The 17625-nt window shown below is 34.3% G+C and carries 17 protein-coding genes and 3 pseudogenes; 18 read left to right on the plus strand and 2 right to left on the minus strand.

Annotated elements, in window-relative coordinates:
• The first annotated feature begins 11 nt into the window (after positions 1-11).
• The 3 genes and pseudogenes from JFU24_RS00315 (at position 12) to JFU24_RS00325 (ending at position 3310) form a co-directional block, all read left to right on the plus strand.
• Complete coding sequence (locus tag JFU24_RS00315) at positions 12-1256, plus strand: dihydrolipoamide acetyltransferase family protein (RefSeq protein WP_201249232.1); 1245 nt, start codon at positions 12-14, stop codon at positions 1254-1256.
• Positions 1257-1385: 129 nt separating this feature from the next.
• A pseudogene (locus tag JFU24_RS00320) lies at positions 1386-2209 on the plus strand (aldehyde dehydrogenase family protein); the annotation flags it as partial.
• Positions 2210-2260: 51 nt separating this feature from the next.
• Entirely contained in the window at positions 2261-3310 is a 1050-nt protein-coding gene (locus tag JFU24_RS00325) for a 2,3-butanediol dehydrogenase (protein WP_201249233.1), read from the plus strand.
• Positions 3311-4111: 801 nt separating this feature from the next.
• On the opposite strand, the gene JFU24_RS30600 is transcribed toward JFU24_RS00325, so the two are convergent.
• Complete coding sequence (locus tag JFU24_RS30600) at positions 4112-4246, minus strand: hypothetical protein (RefSeq protein WP_274608115.1); 135 nt, start codon at positions 4244-4246, stop codon at positions 4112-4114.
• 41 nt (positions 4247-4287) lie between these two features.
• Positions 4288-5433 carry a tyrosine-type recombinase/integrase gene (locus tag JFU24_RS00335; RefSeq protein ID WP_201249234.1) on the minus strand — a complete coding sequence of 382 codons (1146 nt, stop codon included), beginning with the start codon at positions 5431-5433 and terminating at the stop codon, positions 4288-4290.
• 359 nt (positions 5434-5792) lie between these two features.
• Here JFU24_RS00335 and JFU24_RS00340 point away from each other — a divergent pair, with 359 nt between their 5' ends.
• The 15 genes and pseudogenes from JFU24_RS00340 (at position 5793) to JFU24_RS00400 (ending at position 17594) form a co-directional block, all read left to right on the plus strand.
• Positions 5793-7043: a helix-turn-helix domain-containing protein gene (locus JFU24_RS00340; RefSeq protein ID WP_242485215.1), complete on the plus strand. Its 1251-nt coding sequence runs from the start codon at positions 5793-5795 to the stop codon at positions 7041-7043.
• A 513-nt stretch (positions 7044-7556) separates the two neighbouring features.
• Positions 7557-7736 (plus strand): hypothetical protein, encoded by a 180-nt coding sequence (locus tag JFU24_RS00345; RefSeq protein WP_201249235.1) that lies wholly within the window; start codon positions 7557-7559, stop codon positions 7734-7736.
• A 4-nt stretch (positions 7737-7740) separates the two neighbouring features.
• Positions 7741-8271 carry a GNAT family N-acetyltransferase gene (locus JFU24_RS00350; protein ID WP_201249236.1) on the plus strand — a complete coding sequence of 177 codons (531 nt, stop codon included), beginning with the start codon at positions 7741-7743 and terminating at the stop codon, positions 8269-8271.
• Positions 8272-8995: 724 nt separating this feature from the next.
• On the plus strand, positions 8996-9232 hold the full coding sequence (locus JFU24_RS00355; protein ID WP_201249237.1) for a hypothetical protein: 237 nt from the start codon (positions 8996-8998) through the stop codon (positions 9230-9232).
• 121 nt (positions 9233-9353) lie between these two features.
• Positions 9354-9482: pseudogene (locus JFU24_RS29850) on the plus strand (hypothetical protein); the annotation flags it as partial.
• The gene (locus JFU24_RS00360; protein ID WP_242485216.1) at positions 9437-9757 is read left to right on the plus strand and encodes a helix-turn-helix domain-containing protein; all 321 of its coding nucleotides are present in this window, start codon (positions 9437-9439) and stop codon (positions 9755-9757) included. The pseudogene JFU24_RS29850 and the gene JFU24_RS00360, both read left to right, overlap by 46 nt.
• 471 nt (positions 9758-10228) lie before the next feature.
• Positions 10229-10924, plus strand: a complete 696-nt coding sequence (locus JFU24_RS00365; RefSeq protein WP_201249238.1) for a zinc metallopeptidase — start codon at positions 10229-10231, stop codon at positions 10922-10924.
• 505 nt (positions 10925-11429) lie between these two features.
• Positions 11430-11828, plus strand: coding sequence for a hypothetical protein (locus JFU24_RS00370; RefSeq protein WP_201249239.1), 399 nt, complete (start codon positions 11430-11432; stop codon positions 11826-11828).
• 65 nt (positions 11829-11893) lie between these two features.
• Positions 11894-12208, plus strand: coding sequence for a hypothetical protein (locus tag JFU24_RS00375; protein WP_207203184.1), 315 nt, complete (start codon positions 11894-11896; stop codon positions 12206-12208).
• Between the two features lie 2 nt (positions 12209-12210).
• On the plus strand, positions 12211-12831 hold the full coding sequence (locus JFU24_RS00380; RefSeq protein WP_201249241.1) for an SLATT domain-containing protein: 621 nt from the start codon (positions 12211-12213) through the stop codon (positions 12829-12831).
• Between the two features lie 412 nt (positions 12832-13243).
• Positions 13244-13570, plus strand: a complete 327-nt coding sequence (locus tag JFU24_RS29855) for a hypothetical protein (protein ID WP_242485217.1) — start codon at positions 13244-13246, stop codon at positions 13568-13570.
• A 678-nt stretch (positions 13571-14248) separates the two neighbouring features.
• A complete protein-coding gene (locus JFU24_RS00390; protein ID WP_201249242.1) occupies positions 14249-15229 on the plus strand; it encodes a DUF4062 domain-containing protein in 981 nt (326 codons plus the stop codon).
• Positions 15230-15896: 667 nt separating this feature from the next.
• Positions 15897-16055, plus strand: a complete 159-nt coding sequence (locus JFU24_RS29860; protein ID WP_242485218.1) for a hypothetical protein — start codon at positions 15897-15899, stop codon at positions 16053-16055.
• A 166-nt stretch (positions 16056-16221) separates the two neighbouring features.
• Positions 16222-16824, plus strand: a pseudogene (locus JFU24_RS30945) (tyrosine-type recombinase/integrase).
• Between the two features lie 158 nt (positions 16825-16982).
• Positions 16983-17594: a hypothetical protein gene (locus JFU24_RS00400; protein WP_201249243.1), complete on the plus strand. Its 612-nt coding sequence runs from the start codon at positions 16983-16985 to the stop codon at positions 17592-17594.
• Positions 17595-17625 lie beyond the last annotated feature (31 nt).

Consider the following 17625-nt stretch of genomic DNA (forward strand, 5'->3'; position numbering starts at 1 on the left):
GGTGAAGCGAAATGAGTGAAACAATCGTAATGCCTAAATTAGGAATGACGATGACTGAAGGTACCATTGTTGAATGGTATAAAGAAGTGGGAGATCCTGTTAACGAAGGCGAAGCGGTTTTAATGATCAGTTCAGAAAAATTAAACCAAGAAGTTGAAGCTCCGATATCGGGTACTTTACTCATTAAAAATGCGGAGGTTGAAGAACAACTAGAAGTCGGTGCTCCAATAGCTGTGATTGGAGAAGCAGACGAAGTGGTTGTAACGAATGAATTACAAGTTGAGCAAACAGCAACAGCCCCTGTAGAAGCGGAAGCTATTGATCAACCTGCTAAAGTGAAAAAAACCGAAGGAAAAAAAGTAAAAGGTAACCGGATATTCATTACTCCATTAGCGAGAAAAATGGTTAAAGTAAATAATCTGGATATTGATTTAATTAAGGGTACCGGTGGAAACGCTAGAATTACAAAACGAGATATCCAACGTGTTCTAGCGGATGGTTACGATTATCAAGCAGAGTCACAAGTTGCAGCAGCCCTAGCTACACCTGCTGCCAATGATGAATCCGTAGGTGAAGGTCTGCGTCCGATGCGAAAAGCGATTGCTCGCAATATGCGTAGAAGTTTGGGACAAACCGCTCAATTAACGTTACATCGAAAGGCAAATGCTGATCGTTTAATTGATTTCCAACAAGTGCTAAGGAAAGAAATTGAGTCTGCTGATTTAGATGTCAAACTTACTTTGACTGTATTGGTTGCTAGAGCAACGGTTCTAGCTTTACGAGATTTGAAGAAAATGAATTCTCACTACCAGGATGGCAAATTGACAGAGTTTGATGAGGTTCATCTAGGTATTGCAACTTCTTTGGACGATGGCTTGTTAGTCCCTGTCGTTAAGAATGCCCAGCAAAAAACAATCGGTACTCTGGCAAAAGAAATAAAAGAAATATCGACGAAAGCAAGAAACGGTCAGGCAGGCGGAGATTTACTAACTGGCTCAACATTTACCATTACAAACCTTGGAGCCAGTGGAATTGAATACTTTACACCTATTTTGAATACACCAGAAACAGGTATTTTAGGAGTAGGGGCTTTCCAGGATGAATTAATCTTAGATGAAGAGGGCAAAGTTAAATCCGTTAAGAAAATTCCATTTAGTCTCACCTTCGATCATCAAATAGCAGATGGTGCTCAAGCAGCAGAATTCCTAAATGTCTTAGTCAAATATATTGAGACACCATATTTACTAGTTCTCTAATAAAAGTATTAAAAGAGATTAACAGTTAATGAATAGCCATCTATTGTTAATCTCTTTTTGCATAGGATCATTTTAAACTAAAAAGGGGTAGCGTCAGGATTTAGACAATTTACAACGGTAAGAGAAAAACCTGGTTTTGGTAAAACCGCAGGGTCAGCCTCTTGTTAACCATCCTTTAGTCGATAAAATTGCTTTTACCGGTTCTACTGAGGTTGGAAAGCTAATCATGTCAAGCGCGTCTAAAACTTGAAGCGAGTTACCCTTGAGCTTGGCGGAAAGTCGCCAAACATCATCCTTCCCGACGCTGATTTAACAAAGACAATACCAGGGGCACTTAACGGTGTTATGTTCAACTAAGGACAGGTTGCTGTGCAGGTTCCCGAGTATTTATTCAAAAGAAGCAATTTGATAATGTTGTAGCAGATATGGCTGAACATGCGAAAAGAATTAAACAAGGCTCCGGAATTTTTACGGATACACAAATTGGACTGCTGGTTTCCATCGAACAGCAAAACCGTGTACTTGGGTATATTGAAAAGGGACTAAATGAAGGTGCACAGCTTGTTACAGGTGGTAATAAGCCTCAGGAACAGGGTTACTTTGTTTCCCCCACTATTTTTGCAGATGTACGGGATGAAATGACAATCGCTAAGGAAGAAATCTTTGGACCGGTTATCGCTGCTATGCCATATGACGATATTGATGAATTAATTAATCGTGCCATCAATAGTGAATATGGACTGGCAGCTGGTGTGTGGACACGCGATGTGGCTAAAGCTCACTATATCTCCAGCAAGCTTCGTGCGGGAACCGTATGGGTAAACTGCTACAATGCATTCGATGCAGCCTCTCCATTCGGCGGATACAAACAATCAGATATTGGACGTGAAATGGGCTCCTATGCACTTAATAATTATACAGAAGTAAAGAGTGTCTGGATTTCAATGCAGTAAATGTATAACTCAATAATGATAGGAATTATTAACACTTAAGGAGAGGAAAAAATGAAAGCTCTGAGATGGCATGGAGTAAGAGATTTACGGTTAGATAATATCGAAGAACCGACTGCAGAAAAAGATAAAGTAAAAATTAAAGTAGAATGGTGCGGGATTTGTGGAAGTGATTTACACGAATATACTGCTGGACCGATTTTTATTCCAACTGAGGCACCACATCCATTAAGCGGGGACAAAGCTCCTATCGTATTGGGACATGAATTTTCTGGACGAGTTGTTGAAGTTGGAGAAGAAGTAACAAAGGTTCAGGTTGGTGATCGTGTGGTTGTTGAGCCAATTTATGCCTGCGGTAAATGTGCGGCTTGTAAACAGGGGACGTATAATCTTTGTAAGAAAATGGGCTTTTATGGTCTTGCTGGCGGCGGCGGCGGTTTCTCAGAGTACGCAGCGGTTCCAGAAGCAATGCTTCATAAAATTCCAGAAGTGGTGTCTTATGAGCAGGGGGCACTTGTTGAACCATCAGCGGTAGCTCTTCATGCTGTACGTCAGAGCAAATTGAAAGTAGGAGATAAAGCTGCTGTTTTTGGAACTGGTCCTATCGGACTTTTAGTTATTGAAGCACTAAAAGCATCAGGTGCATCAGAAATTTATGCAGTTGAGTTATCTGAACAGCGGAGAAAAAAGGCGGAAGAACTTGGTGCTATTGGTATCGATCCTAGTCAATGTGATCCTGTGGAACAAATTCAAAAGCTGACAAACGGAGGAGTAGATGTTTCTTATGAAGTTACTGGAGTTCCCCCGGTTTTGACTCAAGCAATTAACTCTACCCAGAATGGTGGAGAAACTATGATTGTAAGTATTTTTGAAAAAGAGGCCTCTATTCATCCTCAAAATATTGTTCTAAAAGAGCGTACAATAAATGGCATTATCGGGTACCGCAATGTATTCCCTGCAGTTATTAGTTTAATGGCCCAAGGTTACTTCCCTGCTGATAGATTAGTAACTAAACGGATTAAGCTTGATGACGCAATTGAAGAGGGTTTTGAGGCTTTACTAAAAGAAAGGAATCAAGTGAAAATTTTAGTGAAAGCCGAATAGTAAAAAAACAGATTTCCTTAAAAAGGAAATCTGTTTTTTTATGTTATAAAAGACATACTTCCATTCATGGTAATACAGTTTTTTCATCAACAATCTATTTGACCCTACCTCAACTCCCTTTTGTTATTATCTTTAATCATTTAAACTTCATTTTAAATCCCAACCCTCATCTAATTGGAAAAACCGCTGGTTTAGTAGATGCGGTGAACCGTATCACAAGTGAGTTGGACTTTTTTAAGATAGCACTAAGAGATTCAAAAATGATCCTCAAGGTACCCTCCAACTAAATATGGGATATGACAACCAAAAGCGAAATATGGGACCATATTCAAATAAATTCCAATTTTACAGGGTGTTAAGAGAATATTGAATCTCTTAATAAAGTTGTTCCGTTAAGGGTCATTTAGTTGAGGAAAGAATTATGTACAAAGTATAGAAATAAAGTAATAGATAAAAATGATATGAGATTAATTTGCATTGTTAACACAAATGAATGGATGTGGAAGTATGCAAAAGCGTATTCTGCTTGTGGAAGACGACAGGGAAATTAGTAAATTGATAACAGATTACTTGGAACAGGATTTACAGTTGCTTATTCAATTGTCTTAGATTAACTCTCAGTCAAAAATAAATTTATTTTCCAAGCCCATTGCCCAATTATTTCATTAAAGAGCTTCCTAGAAATACTAAATTATTTCAATCCAAACAGAAAAATCATATAATCTTTGACGAGTGTCTTCTATTATATAGGGTAAAAGAAAGAGTCTTTTACCTTATATAATCTTCAAGATGCTGCTGGCGTTATTTTATAACGTGTCCCAGCCTGAGAACATACCGATCGACCATCTTCCACGTTTTATGTCCCGTCTGTTTCATGATAGCAATATCAGTCATTCCAATTATTTCCGCTCCAGCAACGCCTGACTTAAGTCCCAAAATCCAGCAAAAACTTCTCTAAATATGACGAGTTTCTTCTATTATATATACTCCCCAAACACATCTGATTTCCACAAATGAATCGCATGGCGTTCTTTTTCAAAAACCTTCTCCAAATAAATTTCTGTAGTGGATAGCTGCTCATGTCCCAGACTCTTCATAATCTGATAGACATCCACTCCATTTAAGTGAGAAATGATGGCAAAAGCATGCCTAAATGTATGAGGACCAATGGAAGAAGAACGAAACTTCAAAAAAGGCAATCCACTCTCTTTAATGGCTTTTGTTATGTATTGAGACAAATAAGAGGGAGAGTAGGCACGGCCGGTATTGGTCGTAAAGAGCGGGTCGTCCCCTTCTGCTGCGTCTATATCGTCGATTCCTCTAGCTGAACGGAACATTCGAATACTATTCATTCCTTTTTCTTTCAATGGTATTTGCCTTTTTTTATTTCCTTTACCTAGGACCTCTAAAAAATACGAGCTGGTAATGGAATCATATTGAAGATCCTTGACTCGGAGTCTTGTAAACTCTTCATTACGCATGCCTGTCATGGTTAGAATATGAATAATCGAAAAAACGATGGGGTGGTTGATTTCCCTGAAGTAATCAAGTAGCTGAATGACTTCCTTTGGTCCCAAATCACGGTTTGGCCGATCATCTTTACGAATACTTACCTTAAAGAAACCTTCATGAATGGGGTCCGTGATATAGCCTGATTCGAACAGGAATTTCAAAAAACTCTTAATGATGGTTGTCTTTCTGGATAATGTGGCAACGGAATACGCTCCTTTTTTTAAGACATAGGGGCTTTTTTCTGATAACCATTCCTGATATCTTCGAATGTGCCGGGTAGATAGAGATTTAAAGAGGGAACCGTCTACAACTTTTTCCAAGTCTACATGGATTTCCACCGAATAAGTGAGTAATTGTTCAATAAATTGAATAAGCTCTCGCTCATAGGCTTGGACGGTGCGGGTGGACTTTTCATGTTGTTGTTTTAAATGCTCTCGTCGTTGAAGAAACCATTGTAGCATGTCTACATCGCTAAAATCGGAAAAAGGATCTTTCCCATTCTTTTCTGTCGCATCTAATCGTTCTTGTAACGTGTTGATCGAAATGTCTGACAGACTGTTTTTCCATGCAAAGCTCTGAATCTCTTTCGTTTTTTCGATCAGTTCATGCATACCTGTATCCCTCACTTTTATAATTCACTTATTAATAAGGTAAAGTGTATATCTAAATACTCTCTATGTTATGAATCCTACTTACATTATAACAAATGACAAGAGGTAATTAATTATGAAATACCTAAATAAATCCTATCTTTATTTAGGTTCACCATAATTATTATATAATCAGATTCAGCTAATATAATAATAATATATGATTCGAATAATAAATCTATATTGGTAAATATAAAATAAATCTATAATATTACTTATTTAAATCTATATTATAGATTATCGTTGATACATGAAATAATTAGTAATTCATGAGATAATAGAGATATAACAATAAAAGATAAAAGGTGAATAGACAAATAATGAATAAACTAAACTATGAAAAAAACACGCAGACTGCATCTTATGAAATGGGGGAAACGGTTTTTGTTCTCCTAACATGTACGGAAGAAGAAGACCCAGAGAGTTTTTACTACTTTAAACAATTTGAAAAAAAAGAAGGCGTGATTTTGGAAGTGATCGAACACCCACGTCTCCAATATCGTGTAAAATTTGGCCAGGCGGAAGCAGTCTTGTATCATGAGGAATTGACGAATGGGAACCAACGGGATGTTCCAATAACAGTAACGGATAATAAAGAAGGATGGGAGGGGGATAAAGTGGAATGGTATACACAAAAAGAAGTAGCTGATTTATTAGGCGTATCCAAGGCAACTGTCTACCATTATGGAAAGCAGAAGAAAATCATTAAAATTCGGGACCCACATCGATTACACAAAGAGGCCCGTTATGAAAAAGCGGAAGTGGATCGACTAGTATATGAAAAGCAATCTTTCCCTACTGGCATGAGTCCTAATGAGGTTGCAAAGAAATTGGGGTTATCTGTACAAAGTATTTATAAGTATATACAAGATGGTTCGATAAAAGCTAAGGCCGTCCCTTATGGTGATGAAAGAATCACTTATGTAATTTCGGAAACAGACTATTATGAAGCAGAGAAAGCACTCAAACCATCTGAAACACAGCGGCCCAAAAAATATGAATATTATGATTCAAAAAATGACATTGTTTTGTATCAAAGATTTCATTCAACTAAAATACCAGAGGCACGTGTGGTTCGTAATGAAGATAGTGTATTTGGTTTCTACCTACCCAATATCCAAAAATGGTTAACGTATGAAGAAGGAATTAAAAATTATAGCTTAAAGTCATCATATTCGATCCACCAACCTACTTTGGATTATAAAGGCTATGTTGAGCTTCAGGTTCCAAAAAACGAAGTTGTATTTTATCCCTTCATTGACTATTTATATGAAATTTGGGGAATGGAAAACATTCGACTTAGAGAACAAAATGAAACAGTTTTACTCTACGTCAGGGCAGGAGAAAAGCCGTTAATATCTGAGGTGTTTGGTATTGCTGATATCTTACCGTATTTAATCAATGGAGAAATGCATCATGAATATGATACTTTGATATTACGTAGTCCATATCGAAAAACTAGCTTTGAATTACCTATCGAATTGTTAGACAGGATTTCAAAAATAGCCGAACAAGAAGAAATAAGTATTAGTAAGTGGATAGAGCTTAAATTATCGTCGATATTAAAGTAATTGTAGAAGTCTTTATGGGGGTACTGTATCCCGAATATCATACAGGATCATCAATTATTTAGATGGAATGAACATGGAAAATAATGAATCACTTGCACATTTTAACGAATGCGTAGGCATCACCACCAATTATATACAGGAGAATTTAGTGACTCAAATACTTTAATTCATTCTGAGTATGATAAAAGAATTGTTATTGATTCTGGTGGATTAGGTGATTTTTATTCACATGGTTTTGATTGCAGTTGGCTGAAGAAGATGAAAAGTAATCTTTTGGTTTTCATTAGGGATCCCAAGGGTATTAAATAATCGAACTACAATATTCTTTGTTTTATGTGAAAATATGATAAGATAGTCTAAAACATATTTGTAGTATATAAACAAACAACTAGTATATGACACTTTTCCTTAAAGTATTACCTTTTTAATGAAAAATTTGGTATAATTTAATTAAAGGAAAGCAGACTACTACTGTTTAATATTTTATGTAGGTAAAATATTAGGAGGGGTAGGATGTGCGACAAGGAGGACAATGATATGATTGCTCCAGCTACTAAACCAATCGATAATATTAAGGTATCCGAAAACAGGGAGATCAAGAAAATCATCGAGATCATAAATAATCCTAAAGAGCCTAGTGACTTTATTAAATCGATATTCAAAAATTATAAACGGAATAAAACCGAGGACTAAGTGAATGCAAAGTAATCTTGGACTAGAAGGAGTCCCCTTAGAACATCAACATATAGATAAAATACATCAGTTTAAATGCAGTGATGAAGACAAAGTAGATTCCTTTTTAAAAGAAGAATCAATTAATTTAATGGATCGTAACTTTGTAAGAACCCGATTATTCTTTGATAATGAAAAGAATTTGGTCGGGTTCTATTCTTTGTTCAATGATACAATTAAGATGAACAAACAGAAAAGACTAGAACTGCAGGTTAAACTTCCCGACCAGGTTAAGGTAATACCAGCAATAAGACTTCACTACATAGCGGTTGATGAAAAATATAGAAAGAAAAGATATGGAGAAGATTTACTGGGATGTGTTTTTATAGAGTGTGCTGAAATTGCTAAAAGGTCTGGGTGTACACTTATAGTTCTTGAGTCTACTTCTAAAACAAGAGGTTTCTATGAAAAATACGATTTTACCCATATAAGGAAAGAAAACGAATATTCACTCATGGCCTACAACACTGAGAAATTAATAGATTTACTAGAATAACAATCATTTACTTTACAGAACACCTACTTAGCTAGGTGTTTTTTTATTTTTTAGTAGTATAGCAAAACCAAATTGAATGGTAACTTCTTGAAAGTATGCTTGAGTTAGGGACATACTAACAGAAATTACTTCAAGGAGAGGAAATGTCATGCCGGAAGAACAACCAATACTTAAACAGACGAAGATTATGGTGCCGTCAATCAGAAAGGTGTAGAAGCAGCGGCTACGGCTGTTGGCACATATTATGTAAGACCTATAGTAGGGGTAGCTGCAGAAGCGATTGCAGGTCGAATTGTATCAGTTTTTTTCCCGCTTTTTTTGTTTCCATCTTATTGATAGGGATATCTCTCCGTTCCAAAAATTTTATAAAAGATTGGGCTTCGATCAACTTCAACTTTTCCAGCACTGACAGGGGGATATCTTTAATATGCTCCTGTTCAGCAATACCTTCAGCTATCAGCCACTTTTATAATCAAGAACGTAATTCAAAAGGGTAGAAGGCGACCGGGTATCAAATTTTAGGTTATATGATTTTATTTATTAATACATTATTTCATTTAATATAGATTTTATTGATAATCATAAATAGATGCAATAATGTATAATTAATAGATTCTATTAATTATACATAGTAAAAACTCTAGTAAAGGATATGATAGAACGAATAAATGAAGAACCATATACTTGAACGCATAAAAATATAAGAGTAAAGGGGAGAGTAAAATTGATTATTTCAAATTTTGAGAATAAACACGAGATGACCCCTTATGAAGTTGGAGATTCAGTTCGGGTTCAGCAAACGTGCACGGAAGAAGAAGACTCTGAGAGCTTTTACTATATTAAAGAATTTGATAAGAAAAAAGGGGAGGTCATGGAAGTAATCGATCATCCACGTCTACAATATCGCGTAAGATTTGGACAAGCTGAAGCCGTTTTGTATCATGAGGAAATAATGCTTTAACAAGCATGGGGTAATGATAAATGAAACGATTGAGAAATCCAGGAAGACAGGAGTGGTTAAAGGGTAATGGTATACGCAACAAGAGGTAGCCGATTTACTAGGGGTCTTCAAAGCAACGGTCTATCATTATGCAAAGCAGAAGAAAATTATTAAAATAGCAGATCCACATCGAATTCATAGAGAGGCACGGTATGAAATGCGGAAGTGGATCAACTTGTTAATGAAAAGAAATCACACCCTACGGGTATGAGGCCTACTGAAGTAGCAAAGAAACTAGGGTTATCTGTTCAAAGTGTCTATAAGTATATTCAAGAGGGGGTTATAAAAGCAGAGGTGGTACCCTTTGGGGATGAGAGGACAATCTATGTCATATCTGAAACAGCCTATGAAGAAGCGGCCGGATTTCTGAAGCCATCTGAATCCGAACGCCCAAAACGATTTGAGTATTATCATTCTAGTCAATATATCGTCTTATTTCAGAAATTCCATTCAAGCAAGGTGCCTGAAGCCAATTATTACCTATAAACGGTAATAATCCCATTTAATTAAATTGTCTCTGCAATGACTTAAAATTTCCTGGCTTGAAAAAGGTTAAAAAAGCTCTTCTCAAGCTCAACAAACTAATGCAAGAAATATAACAGTACTTGCATAAATTTCGTAAAAATAAGCGTGCTTTTTGACATTATTCCTTTTGTGTAGACAGTCCTATCTGTCTCACAGGGAGATTTAAAAGGTACCTTGTTAAAATCCATGTGAGAACAAATTATGTATTGTGTTAATAATGGATACATCTACACTAAAATTTTTTCAAAATGGACTGCTGAACCTGGAATTGAAATTTTAGTTTCTATTGACGTTTAGAATTACAAAGGATTTATAAAGAGAAATTGAAATAACTAAGCAATCACTTGATGAATGAGGACTGCCTAAGGATATTTATACTAATTAACTTAATGCGGTTTTAAAAAAATGAAAGTAATATGTGGGGGAATAGTCTTGTCTATTGAGTCCAAGGAAATTGCTGAAGCAATTCTTAAAGGTAATAATTTTAATTACAAAGAAGTAAAGTACATTAGTGGTGGGATATCACGCTGTTCATATGATCCTAGTAATCCCGGAAATACAATTATTTATCTTAATAAAAATGCATATAAGGATCAATACGAGTCCGCGGTTGTTGGTGCTCACGAAGCGGGGCATGCTTTAAATAATCGTTCAAATCCAAATCATATAAAAGACCTTAAAGAAAAGCATCAGGCATATTTAAATTCTTTATTAATATCAGTAATTCTTTGTGTTATTTTTTCAACTGGATTTGGTCTATTAGCCACGAAGAATAACCTAATTTGGATGTCCGGGATTTTTACGCTGATTTTTATTTTAAAAATCCTTTGGTATACTTATGCAATGAAAAAATATAACAAGCCATATGAAGAAATTTATAATAAGGATGAACAGGATGCAGAAGTAACAGCAGAAATTGAATTGAAAAATCACGTTATTAATAACACTTTGAATTTCCCACACTTAACACAAGTAGATAAAGATAAGTTAGCTGACGCAATGGAAAAAAGGTTAAATTATGTAAAAATAACCAAGAAAAAAACCCGTGAACATTTTGGAATTGCTGCTTTTGAACTTGGGATCTTTTTAATTCTTATAACTAAAATCCTTCTTGCAAGGTATCTATAAAGAATATTAAACACACTAGCTTTCTACTGGTAATTGTTACATTTATTAACATTATTGACAACATTCTGACCACCTATACGGAAGGATAAAGTTTCAACAGTCGGCAAACAGCCATCACAATAATATGCAACGTAAGTTCCTGTTCAAATAGTGGAGTCATTACAAAACAATAGTTCATTTTTATACCTTTTAGGTTAATTTAAAAAATGCTCTCTCTGAAAAGAGGGTGCTTTTCCTTAATTTCTTTCATTTTAACAGGTGAGCGGGATTTGCTATCTATTAATATATTTATGTTTTATTTTAGGAGGACAGAAAGGTTTGAATGAAACTGTGGAAACCACAATACAAATTTTATCTTTAGTTATTCGTCGCTGGATCAGCCCTTTTTTCTGCATTTTCATCACAGAGTGCAAGTAAGAGCGCAAGGCTATCTGAGAAACAACTTGAACTTAGTAAAGAATCATATGTAAATCAAAATAGACCTACATTACAGTTAGACAATCAAATGGTTGAGATTAACTTTGAAGATTTTGTAGTATTTAATTACAAAAGTTTTGAAGAAGAGCTGAAGAATTTAACAGTAGATTCCAATTACTCGGATAGTACGAGTTTCAAACTATATAACATCGGTATTACTACTGCAAGAAACATTTTAATACAGACCAGAGTGGAGAATTTATCAAATTTCTTTAATTCAATACCTTCTCAAATTATTAACGACCTTAAAAGTAGCGGATTAGAATTACATCTTGAAAGAACTGAAGATGGAACTTCCTCATTATTTTATTTCATAAACGAAATGCAGGGAGGGAATCTATTGGATATTGATTACAAACAAAAAATCCCAGTCATTTATCCTAGGAATAATGATCAGGAAAAAGGTTCACTGCTGAAGGATTGTTAGAGTTTGTATTAGTACTATCCAATTCTAATAAAAATGCTATACTCCTTGAGGCAGATTTCAATAGTATGCTGAAAAATATCGGGGTAAAGGATATAATTGATATCGAAAAAATTAATGATGAGGAAACGTTTAGTTATATTGAAAATACCAATACGCCTACGCACCTTCTACACCGTACGAGGACTATAGTTATAATGGAAGATGGTAGGATTTTTGGTACGGGTCTTAGAAAAGAAAGATTTATAGAAGATATAAAAAAACATTGGGTTGGATTTAATAAAGAATCAAACACTATTAGGGAAGCATTAATTGATGCAAAAATGTCAACAGAGCTATCAGAATATATGTGGATATGGCGTCTTTATGAGGAAGGTGATTAAATATGGAAATAGAAAATAAAATAAATCAGATTGAAAAATTAAAAAGGAAAGCAAATCTCTCTAGAAATACTCATTTTATGTTATCAAAACGTTTAAACATTTATAATGGCTTTTTGAACTTTTCTATACTAGTAGGATCAACAATTATTGCTATTTTAACCTTTGCTAATTATGATACATTCATTCCTACTTTTAAATATCTAACTGAAGATACATATAAACTATTTGTCGGGACTTTTGCATCTTTGATCTTTATTTTAACCGTTGCTGATTATTTTTTAAAACTTGGTGAGAGAGCAAGCCAGCATGAGTATACTGGAAAACAATTAACTACTTTTATCAGACAAGCCGATGCAATTTCTAGTTTTAAAAGTGAACATGAAGATGATGTTACAAGATTAACAATGCAATACACTATGCTAAATGAAGCTGCGCCTTCAGTTCCAAGTAAATTTTTAATAAAGGCAAAAAAAGACTTACACGAGCGAATTGAAATTAGCAAAATATTGGAGAAATATCCATTTACGAATGTCCTTTTTCTGAAATTCTTTATGACAGTTAAACAAACACGTAAAATAGAAATTAAAGAATATAAAAAGAAGATGGTTGAGGATGAGAAGTAGTAAGTGTAAACGCAAACTGACTTTCTAGTCTACCTTTTCATTAGAAATCCTATTTTAGCTTTTCTGAATTTCCATTTAACTAGTCGTTTTAGCTTTCATACAAATTATAGTGAACCAAAGAGAAATGTGAAAAAGTAAATGAATATCTACTACGAATTTGAAAACAGCTATAAAAGATATGGCTGTTTTATTTTGGGGATTTTTGGGTTAATGTCTTAAAATCACAATGGTTAAAACAAAATTTCCGAATATTATCTTTTGAGAAATGAAAGAGTTATTGTAATTGATTTTCATATAACACTTATAGGGCGGTTAAGGAAGAGAAGCGTTAAGAAGGAGTTTGTTTTTTAGGATGGAACGGAGGAGAGAATGTTGAAAAATATTAACTTGGAATTTAAATTAAGGCGGTTCATTGCAACGCATTGATAGCACTGCACAGCAAATAAACAAGCACTCAGCTGATATTGTTTTACTTTCGGAATACTGGACTGGAGAAAAGGGTGTGGAACTTCAGAAACATTTGCGGGAATATGGATATGTCGTTAATAGTAATGGTGAACCAAAACAAAACCATCTGCTATTTGCTTCCCGTTATCCATTTGAAGTACTTCTATCTTCCTATCAAAGAGAAAAGAATAAGGAACAGTGGCTTGAGATAAAGCTTACTCTGCAGGACTTGTATATCCTAGGCATACATATCCCAGTCAGGATAAACAAGGAAAGCAGGAATTTTGGATAGAACTAATTGATTTTGCAAGGAAGAATGTCAATAAAAAGCTGTTATTTTAGGAGATTACAATACCGGATTGTCGGAAGATGCACAAGGTGTACCTTTTTATGGGGTGGGATTTATGCGAAAATTACTAGACTTAGGCTGGATAGACACATGGAGATACTTTCATGACAACTTTTGTGGATATTCGTGGTACAGCACAAAGGGGAACGGGTTTCGGGTAGATCTCGTTTTTGTATCACCCGTTTTACATGTAGTGATACTAGAATCGTATTTTTCACACCAAGAACGCATGAGCAAAATATCAGCCATTCTGTATTGATTGTGGAACCTGCGATATAAAAATAATTACACATATTCTGAGTAACTTTGATACCCATCTATAAAGAAAAGGTGCTATTTTCCACATTAAATGCCCCCGGATTTATGGGACTATTACTGAGTCGGTAGACTCAAAACGTCATGATTGTTATTTTGTTAGAATTCCTCTGCTGTTGTAATTAATGAAATTTGATTTTATTAGGGAGTATTAGATTGAGTACAAAAAATAGGGTTAACTAAGATAGAGATATTACCATTCCTCTTATCCTTGGATAAGTTATAAAAAAGAATAATTATCTTACAAGGCAAGATTAACTATACTATAATGGTATAATATAGAAAATTTTGTGAGGGGGAGAAAAGTTGGCTAGTCCAAAAGTATTTATCAGTTCGACTTGCTATGATTTAAGGTATATTAGAGAAAACCTAAAGTACTTTATTAGAACATTAGGATATGAACCTGTTTTAAGTGAAGATGGGGATGTTTTCTATAACCCTAGAGGACACACTCATGATTCTTGTCTAGAAGAGATTCCTAACTGCCAAATATTCGTACTTATTATTGGTGGAAGATATGGCGGGAAGTTCAAAGAAACTGACCATTCAATAACCAATGCAGAGTATAAAGAAGCAGTTAAGTTAAAAATCCCAATCTTTACTTTGGTAGAACAAGGAGTTTATAGCGACCATAATGTTTATACGAAGAATAAGAAAAATGACACTGTGGACTATTCAAAAATCATTTATCCATCTTCAGACAACAACATGATATTCGAGTTTATAGATGAAGTTAGAAAAAACACAATTAATAATGCTATTGTTCCTTTTAGAAACTTCGCAGATATTGAGGATTATCTAAGGAAGCAATGGGCAGGAATGATGTATTCTTTCTTAAGTAACCAAAATGAAGAAGACCGTCTTATTGATACATTATCAATGCTAGGTACTATGAACGAAAGAATAGAATTACTTTCTAAAGAAATTCTTAACTCTGTTGGGAGTAATGATTCCAAAATAACTGTAAAATTATATGAAGAAATGTTAGCTAACGAATGTATTAGAGATTTATCATTTTGGAAAATAAAACCTTCCCCTGCAGCAATTCTAAATAATGAAACAGTAGAAAAATTAGTTGCATACTACGGAAAATCAATTAAGGTTAATAAAGATAAGGGAGAATCCATAACAGGTGTTATATCAGGTGTTGGAGAACTTTCTTCAATGAAGTATGATAAAATAGTAAAATGTTACAATGATATAAGGGAATTTATTATTAGTTACTTGGGAGAAAATAATATAAATATTGAGGAATACATAGAAAAACATAAAGAAGATACTTTATAAACTCATATGTTCATTTAGCGATGGTGGATTAATAGGAAATGTACTAGTTCTAGATGAAAGATGAGAACGAGAAAGATACAACAAAGTAGAAAGGAAATAAGGGATGTAAACAATCACTATAGAAATGATATCTAATTAACTAACAATAGATTTTAACATTGAGCAATACGTATTGTATTGCTCTTTCTCATGTTATAAAGGTGTAATTGCTTTCCAAATGGAAATCCATTAGTTCCATTGAAGAAGGTAAAAAGTAGGTAAAACAACACATTGTGAGGGAAGAAATAATATACTCCACTCATAACATAAACTAATACGTTAGAACACTATTTACCGTCAAGGTGGTGTCGTTGACATTTGTAATAGCTATAAGTATATTCATATAAAGGTATTTAATAATCGTATGGACAACAACACGAATTAAAATAATAAAAGTTCTCAAAACATAGATATAACAAGGGTATTTGACAATTGATATCTTAGCACGACTCAAAATCGTGTTCCTCTGGAGTGCCGGTTCGACCCCGGCCACCGGTATCATGAAAGCTATAGAATCAGGACTTCAACGATTACGTTGAGGTCTTTTTTCTGTTTTCTAAATACGACAAAAATAACTCAGAATCGTGTGCCTCGAATCGTATGCCGCGCTTATGTTTAGGAGGTAATTATGGGAAGAAGAGGAGATCTGTCTAAAGAAGAATTAAAAATTATAATAAAGAGAATAAACGATGAAGAAGCTTTTGAAGTTTTCTATAGAGATTGTTATTTAAGGAATCTACGGCCAGCAACAATTGATTATTATAAAAATGAATTTCATGCTCGCTAAGAAGTTTATTAATAAGACACTGGTTGAATGTGAACAGCAAGATATAGAAAATCTGATTATAGAAAGCAAAAAGTTAATAAAAGTAACTACTATAAATACTAGACTACGTGCTCTGCGATCATTTTATAATTTTCTGTATAAAAATAAGCATTTAGAAACGAATCCAATGAAGAATATTAAATTGTTGAGAGATAGACGAAAGACTATAGAAACGTTAGACAATAAAGAAATTGAGTTATTAATTAAGACGATTAGAAAACAAAAAACATTTGTAGGATTTAGAGACGAAGTAATTTTGTTGGTGTTCTTAGATACTGGTGTCCGTTTATCTGAATTAATAGGAATTGAAGTGGAAGACGTAAGAGACAACCATATAATTATTAGAAAAACCAAAAACTAATTTGAAAGAACGGTCTATTTATCGGAGACTACGCAAGAACAATTAAAACGATATATTAAAATTAGAGGGACTGTCGGAACTCAGAAATTGTTCATCAATAGAGACGATAACGATTTGAATCCACATAGTATTCAAACGAGATTTGCCAAGTATAGAAAAGAAGCTAATATCAGTAAAAGAGTTGGTCCGCATACTTTTCGTCATACCATGGCAAAGAGAATGATTGTAGCAGGGATAGATGTTTTCAGTTTAATGACTCTATTAGGTCATCAGGATATGTCGATAACTAAAAGATATGTAAACTTATGGGGACCTGATATAGAACGAAAGCACAGCCAGTATGGAGCTTTAAAAGGACTAAAATTATAATAGTGTACGAATGTGTGTTCGTATATTAAAATAAAATAAGAGAGATGGTATATGAGTTTGGCGGCTCTACCATCTCTTAATAAAAAACGCAGAAGAAAACTTCTACATTTACAATGATAGCAAGTCTTTTTCTTCTGTGTCAAGAAGGAGAAAATTTTATGAAACTCATGTCACTTTTAAGTGGAAATGGATTTGTCATGTTTAACAAAGAACTAGCTCATGAAGTATCAGTCAACGGAGCAATTATTTTCGGGCAGTTATGTTCAAGCTATGAAAGTTTTGGAAGTAAGAAAATGCTGACTGTACGAGATGGTAAAGAGTACTTCTATTTAACTAGTGGAGTTTTGGAAGAAGAAACAGCTTTATCATACAGGCAGCAATTGAAAGCAATTAAGGATTTAGAAGATGCAGGCTATATCGAATCGATAATCATGGGTTCACCATCTAAGAAGTACTTTCATATCACAGATAAAATAGTGCAGCAGTTACTTCCAAAAGTAGCTGTCAGCTCTGACAAAAGCGCAGACCTAAACGAGGAAAATGAACAAGAAACCTCAGTACAGAAACAGTCTGAAGATTTTTTGAGCTATGACAAATGTGTAACCCTAGCAATGACAAAAGAGCAATCCAAGCCTGTACAAAAGTTACCAGCTTATAAAAAGAAAAATAAAAAAGAACAATATAAAAATATTAATAAATATTTTGTTAACAAAGAATCGGTTAACAACGATGAAATAATAAATAAATTAATTTCTGAATATCGATTATAAGGATTGAGTAAAGAAGTTTGTTATAGGGTCT

The sequence above is a fragment of the Peribacillus sp. TH27 genome (genome assembly GCF_016650915.1).
GTDB lineage: Bacteria > Bacillota > Bacilli > Bacillales > DSM-1321 > Peribacillus > Peribacillus butanolivorans.

Excerpts from the sequence above, each read along its gene's own strand:
- JFU24_RS00315 (WP_201249232.1), top strand. The coding sequence starts at position 12 with ATGAGTGAAACAATCGTAATGCCTAAATTAGGAATGACGATGACTGAA.
- JFU24_RS00325 (WP_201249233.1), top strand. The coding sequence starts at position 2,261 with ATGAAAGCTCTGAGATGGCATGGAGTAAGAGATTTACGGTTAGATAAT.
- JFU24_RS00335 (WP_201249234.1), bottom strand. The coding sequence starts at position 5,433 with ATGCATGAACTGATCGAAAAAACGAAAGAGATTCAGAGCTTTGCATGG.
- JFU24_RS00340 (WP_242485215.1), top strand. The coding sequence starts at position 5,793 with ATGAATAAACTAAACTATGAAAAAAACACGCAGACTGCATCTTATGAA.
- JFU24_RS00345 (WP_201249235.1), top strand. The coding sequence starts at position 7,557 with ATGTGCGACAAGGAGGACAATGATATGATTGCTCCAGCTACTAAACCA.
- JFU24_RS00350 (WP_201249236.1), top strand. The coding sequence starts at position 7,741 with ATGCAAAGTAATCTTGGACTAGAAGGAGTCCCCTTAGAACATCAACAT.
- JFU24_RS00370 (WP_201249239.1), top strand. The coding sequence starts at position 11,430 with ATGGTTGAGATTAACTTTGAAGATTTTGTAGTATTTAATTACAAAAGT.
- JFU24_RS00375 (WP_207203184.1), top strand. The coding sequence starts at position 11,894 with ATGCTGAAAAATATCGGGGTAAAGGATATAATTGATATCGAAAAAATT.
- JFU24_RS00380 (WP_201249241.1), top strand. The coding sequence starts at position 12,211 with ATGGAAATAGAAAATAAAATAAATCAGATTGAAAAATTAAAAAGGAAA.
- JFU24_RS29860 (WP_242485218.1), top strand. The coding sequence starts at position 15,897 with ATGGGAAGAAGAGGAGATCTGTCTAAAGAAGAATTAAAAATTATAATA.
- JFU24_RS00400 (WP_201249243.1), top strand. The coding sequence starts at position 16,983 with ATGAAACTCATGTCACTTTTAAGTGGAAATGGATTTGTCATGTTTAAC.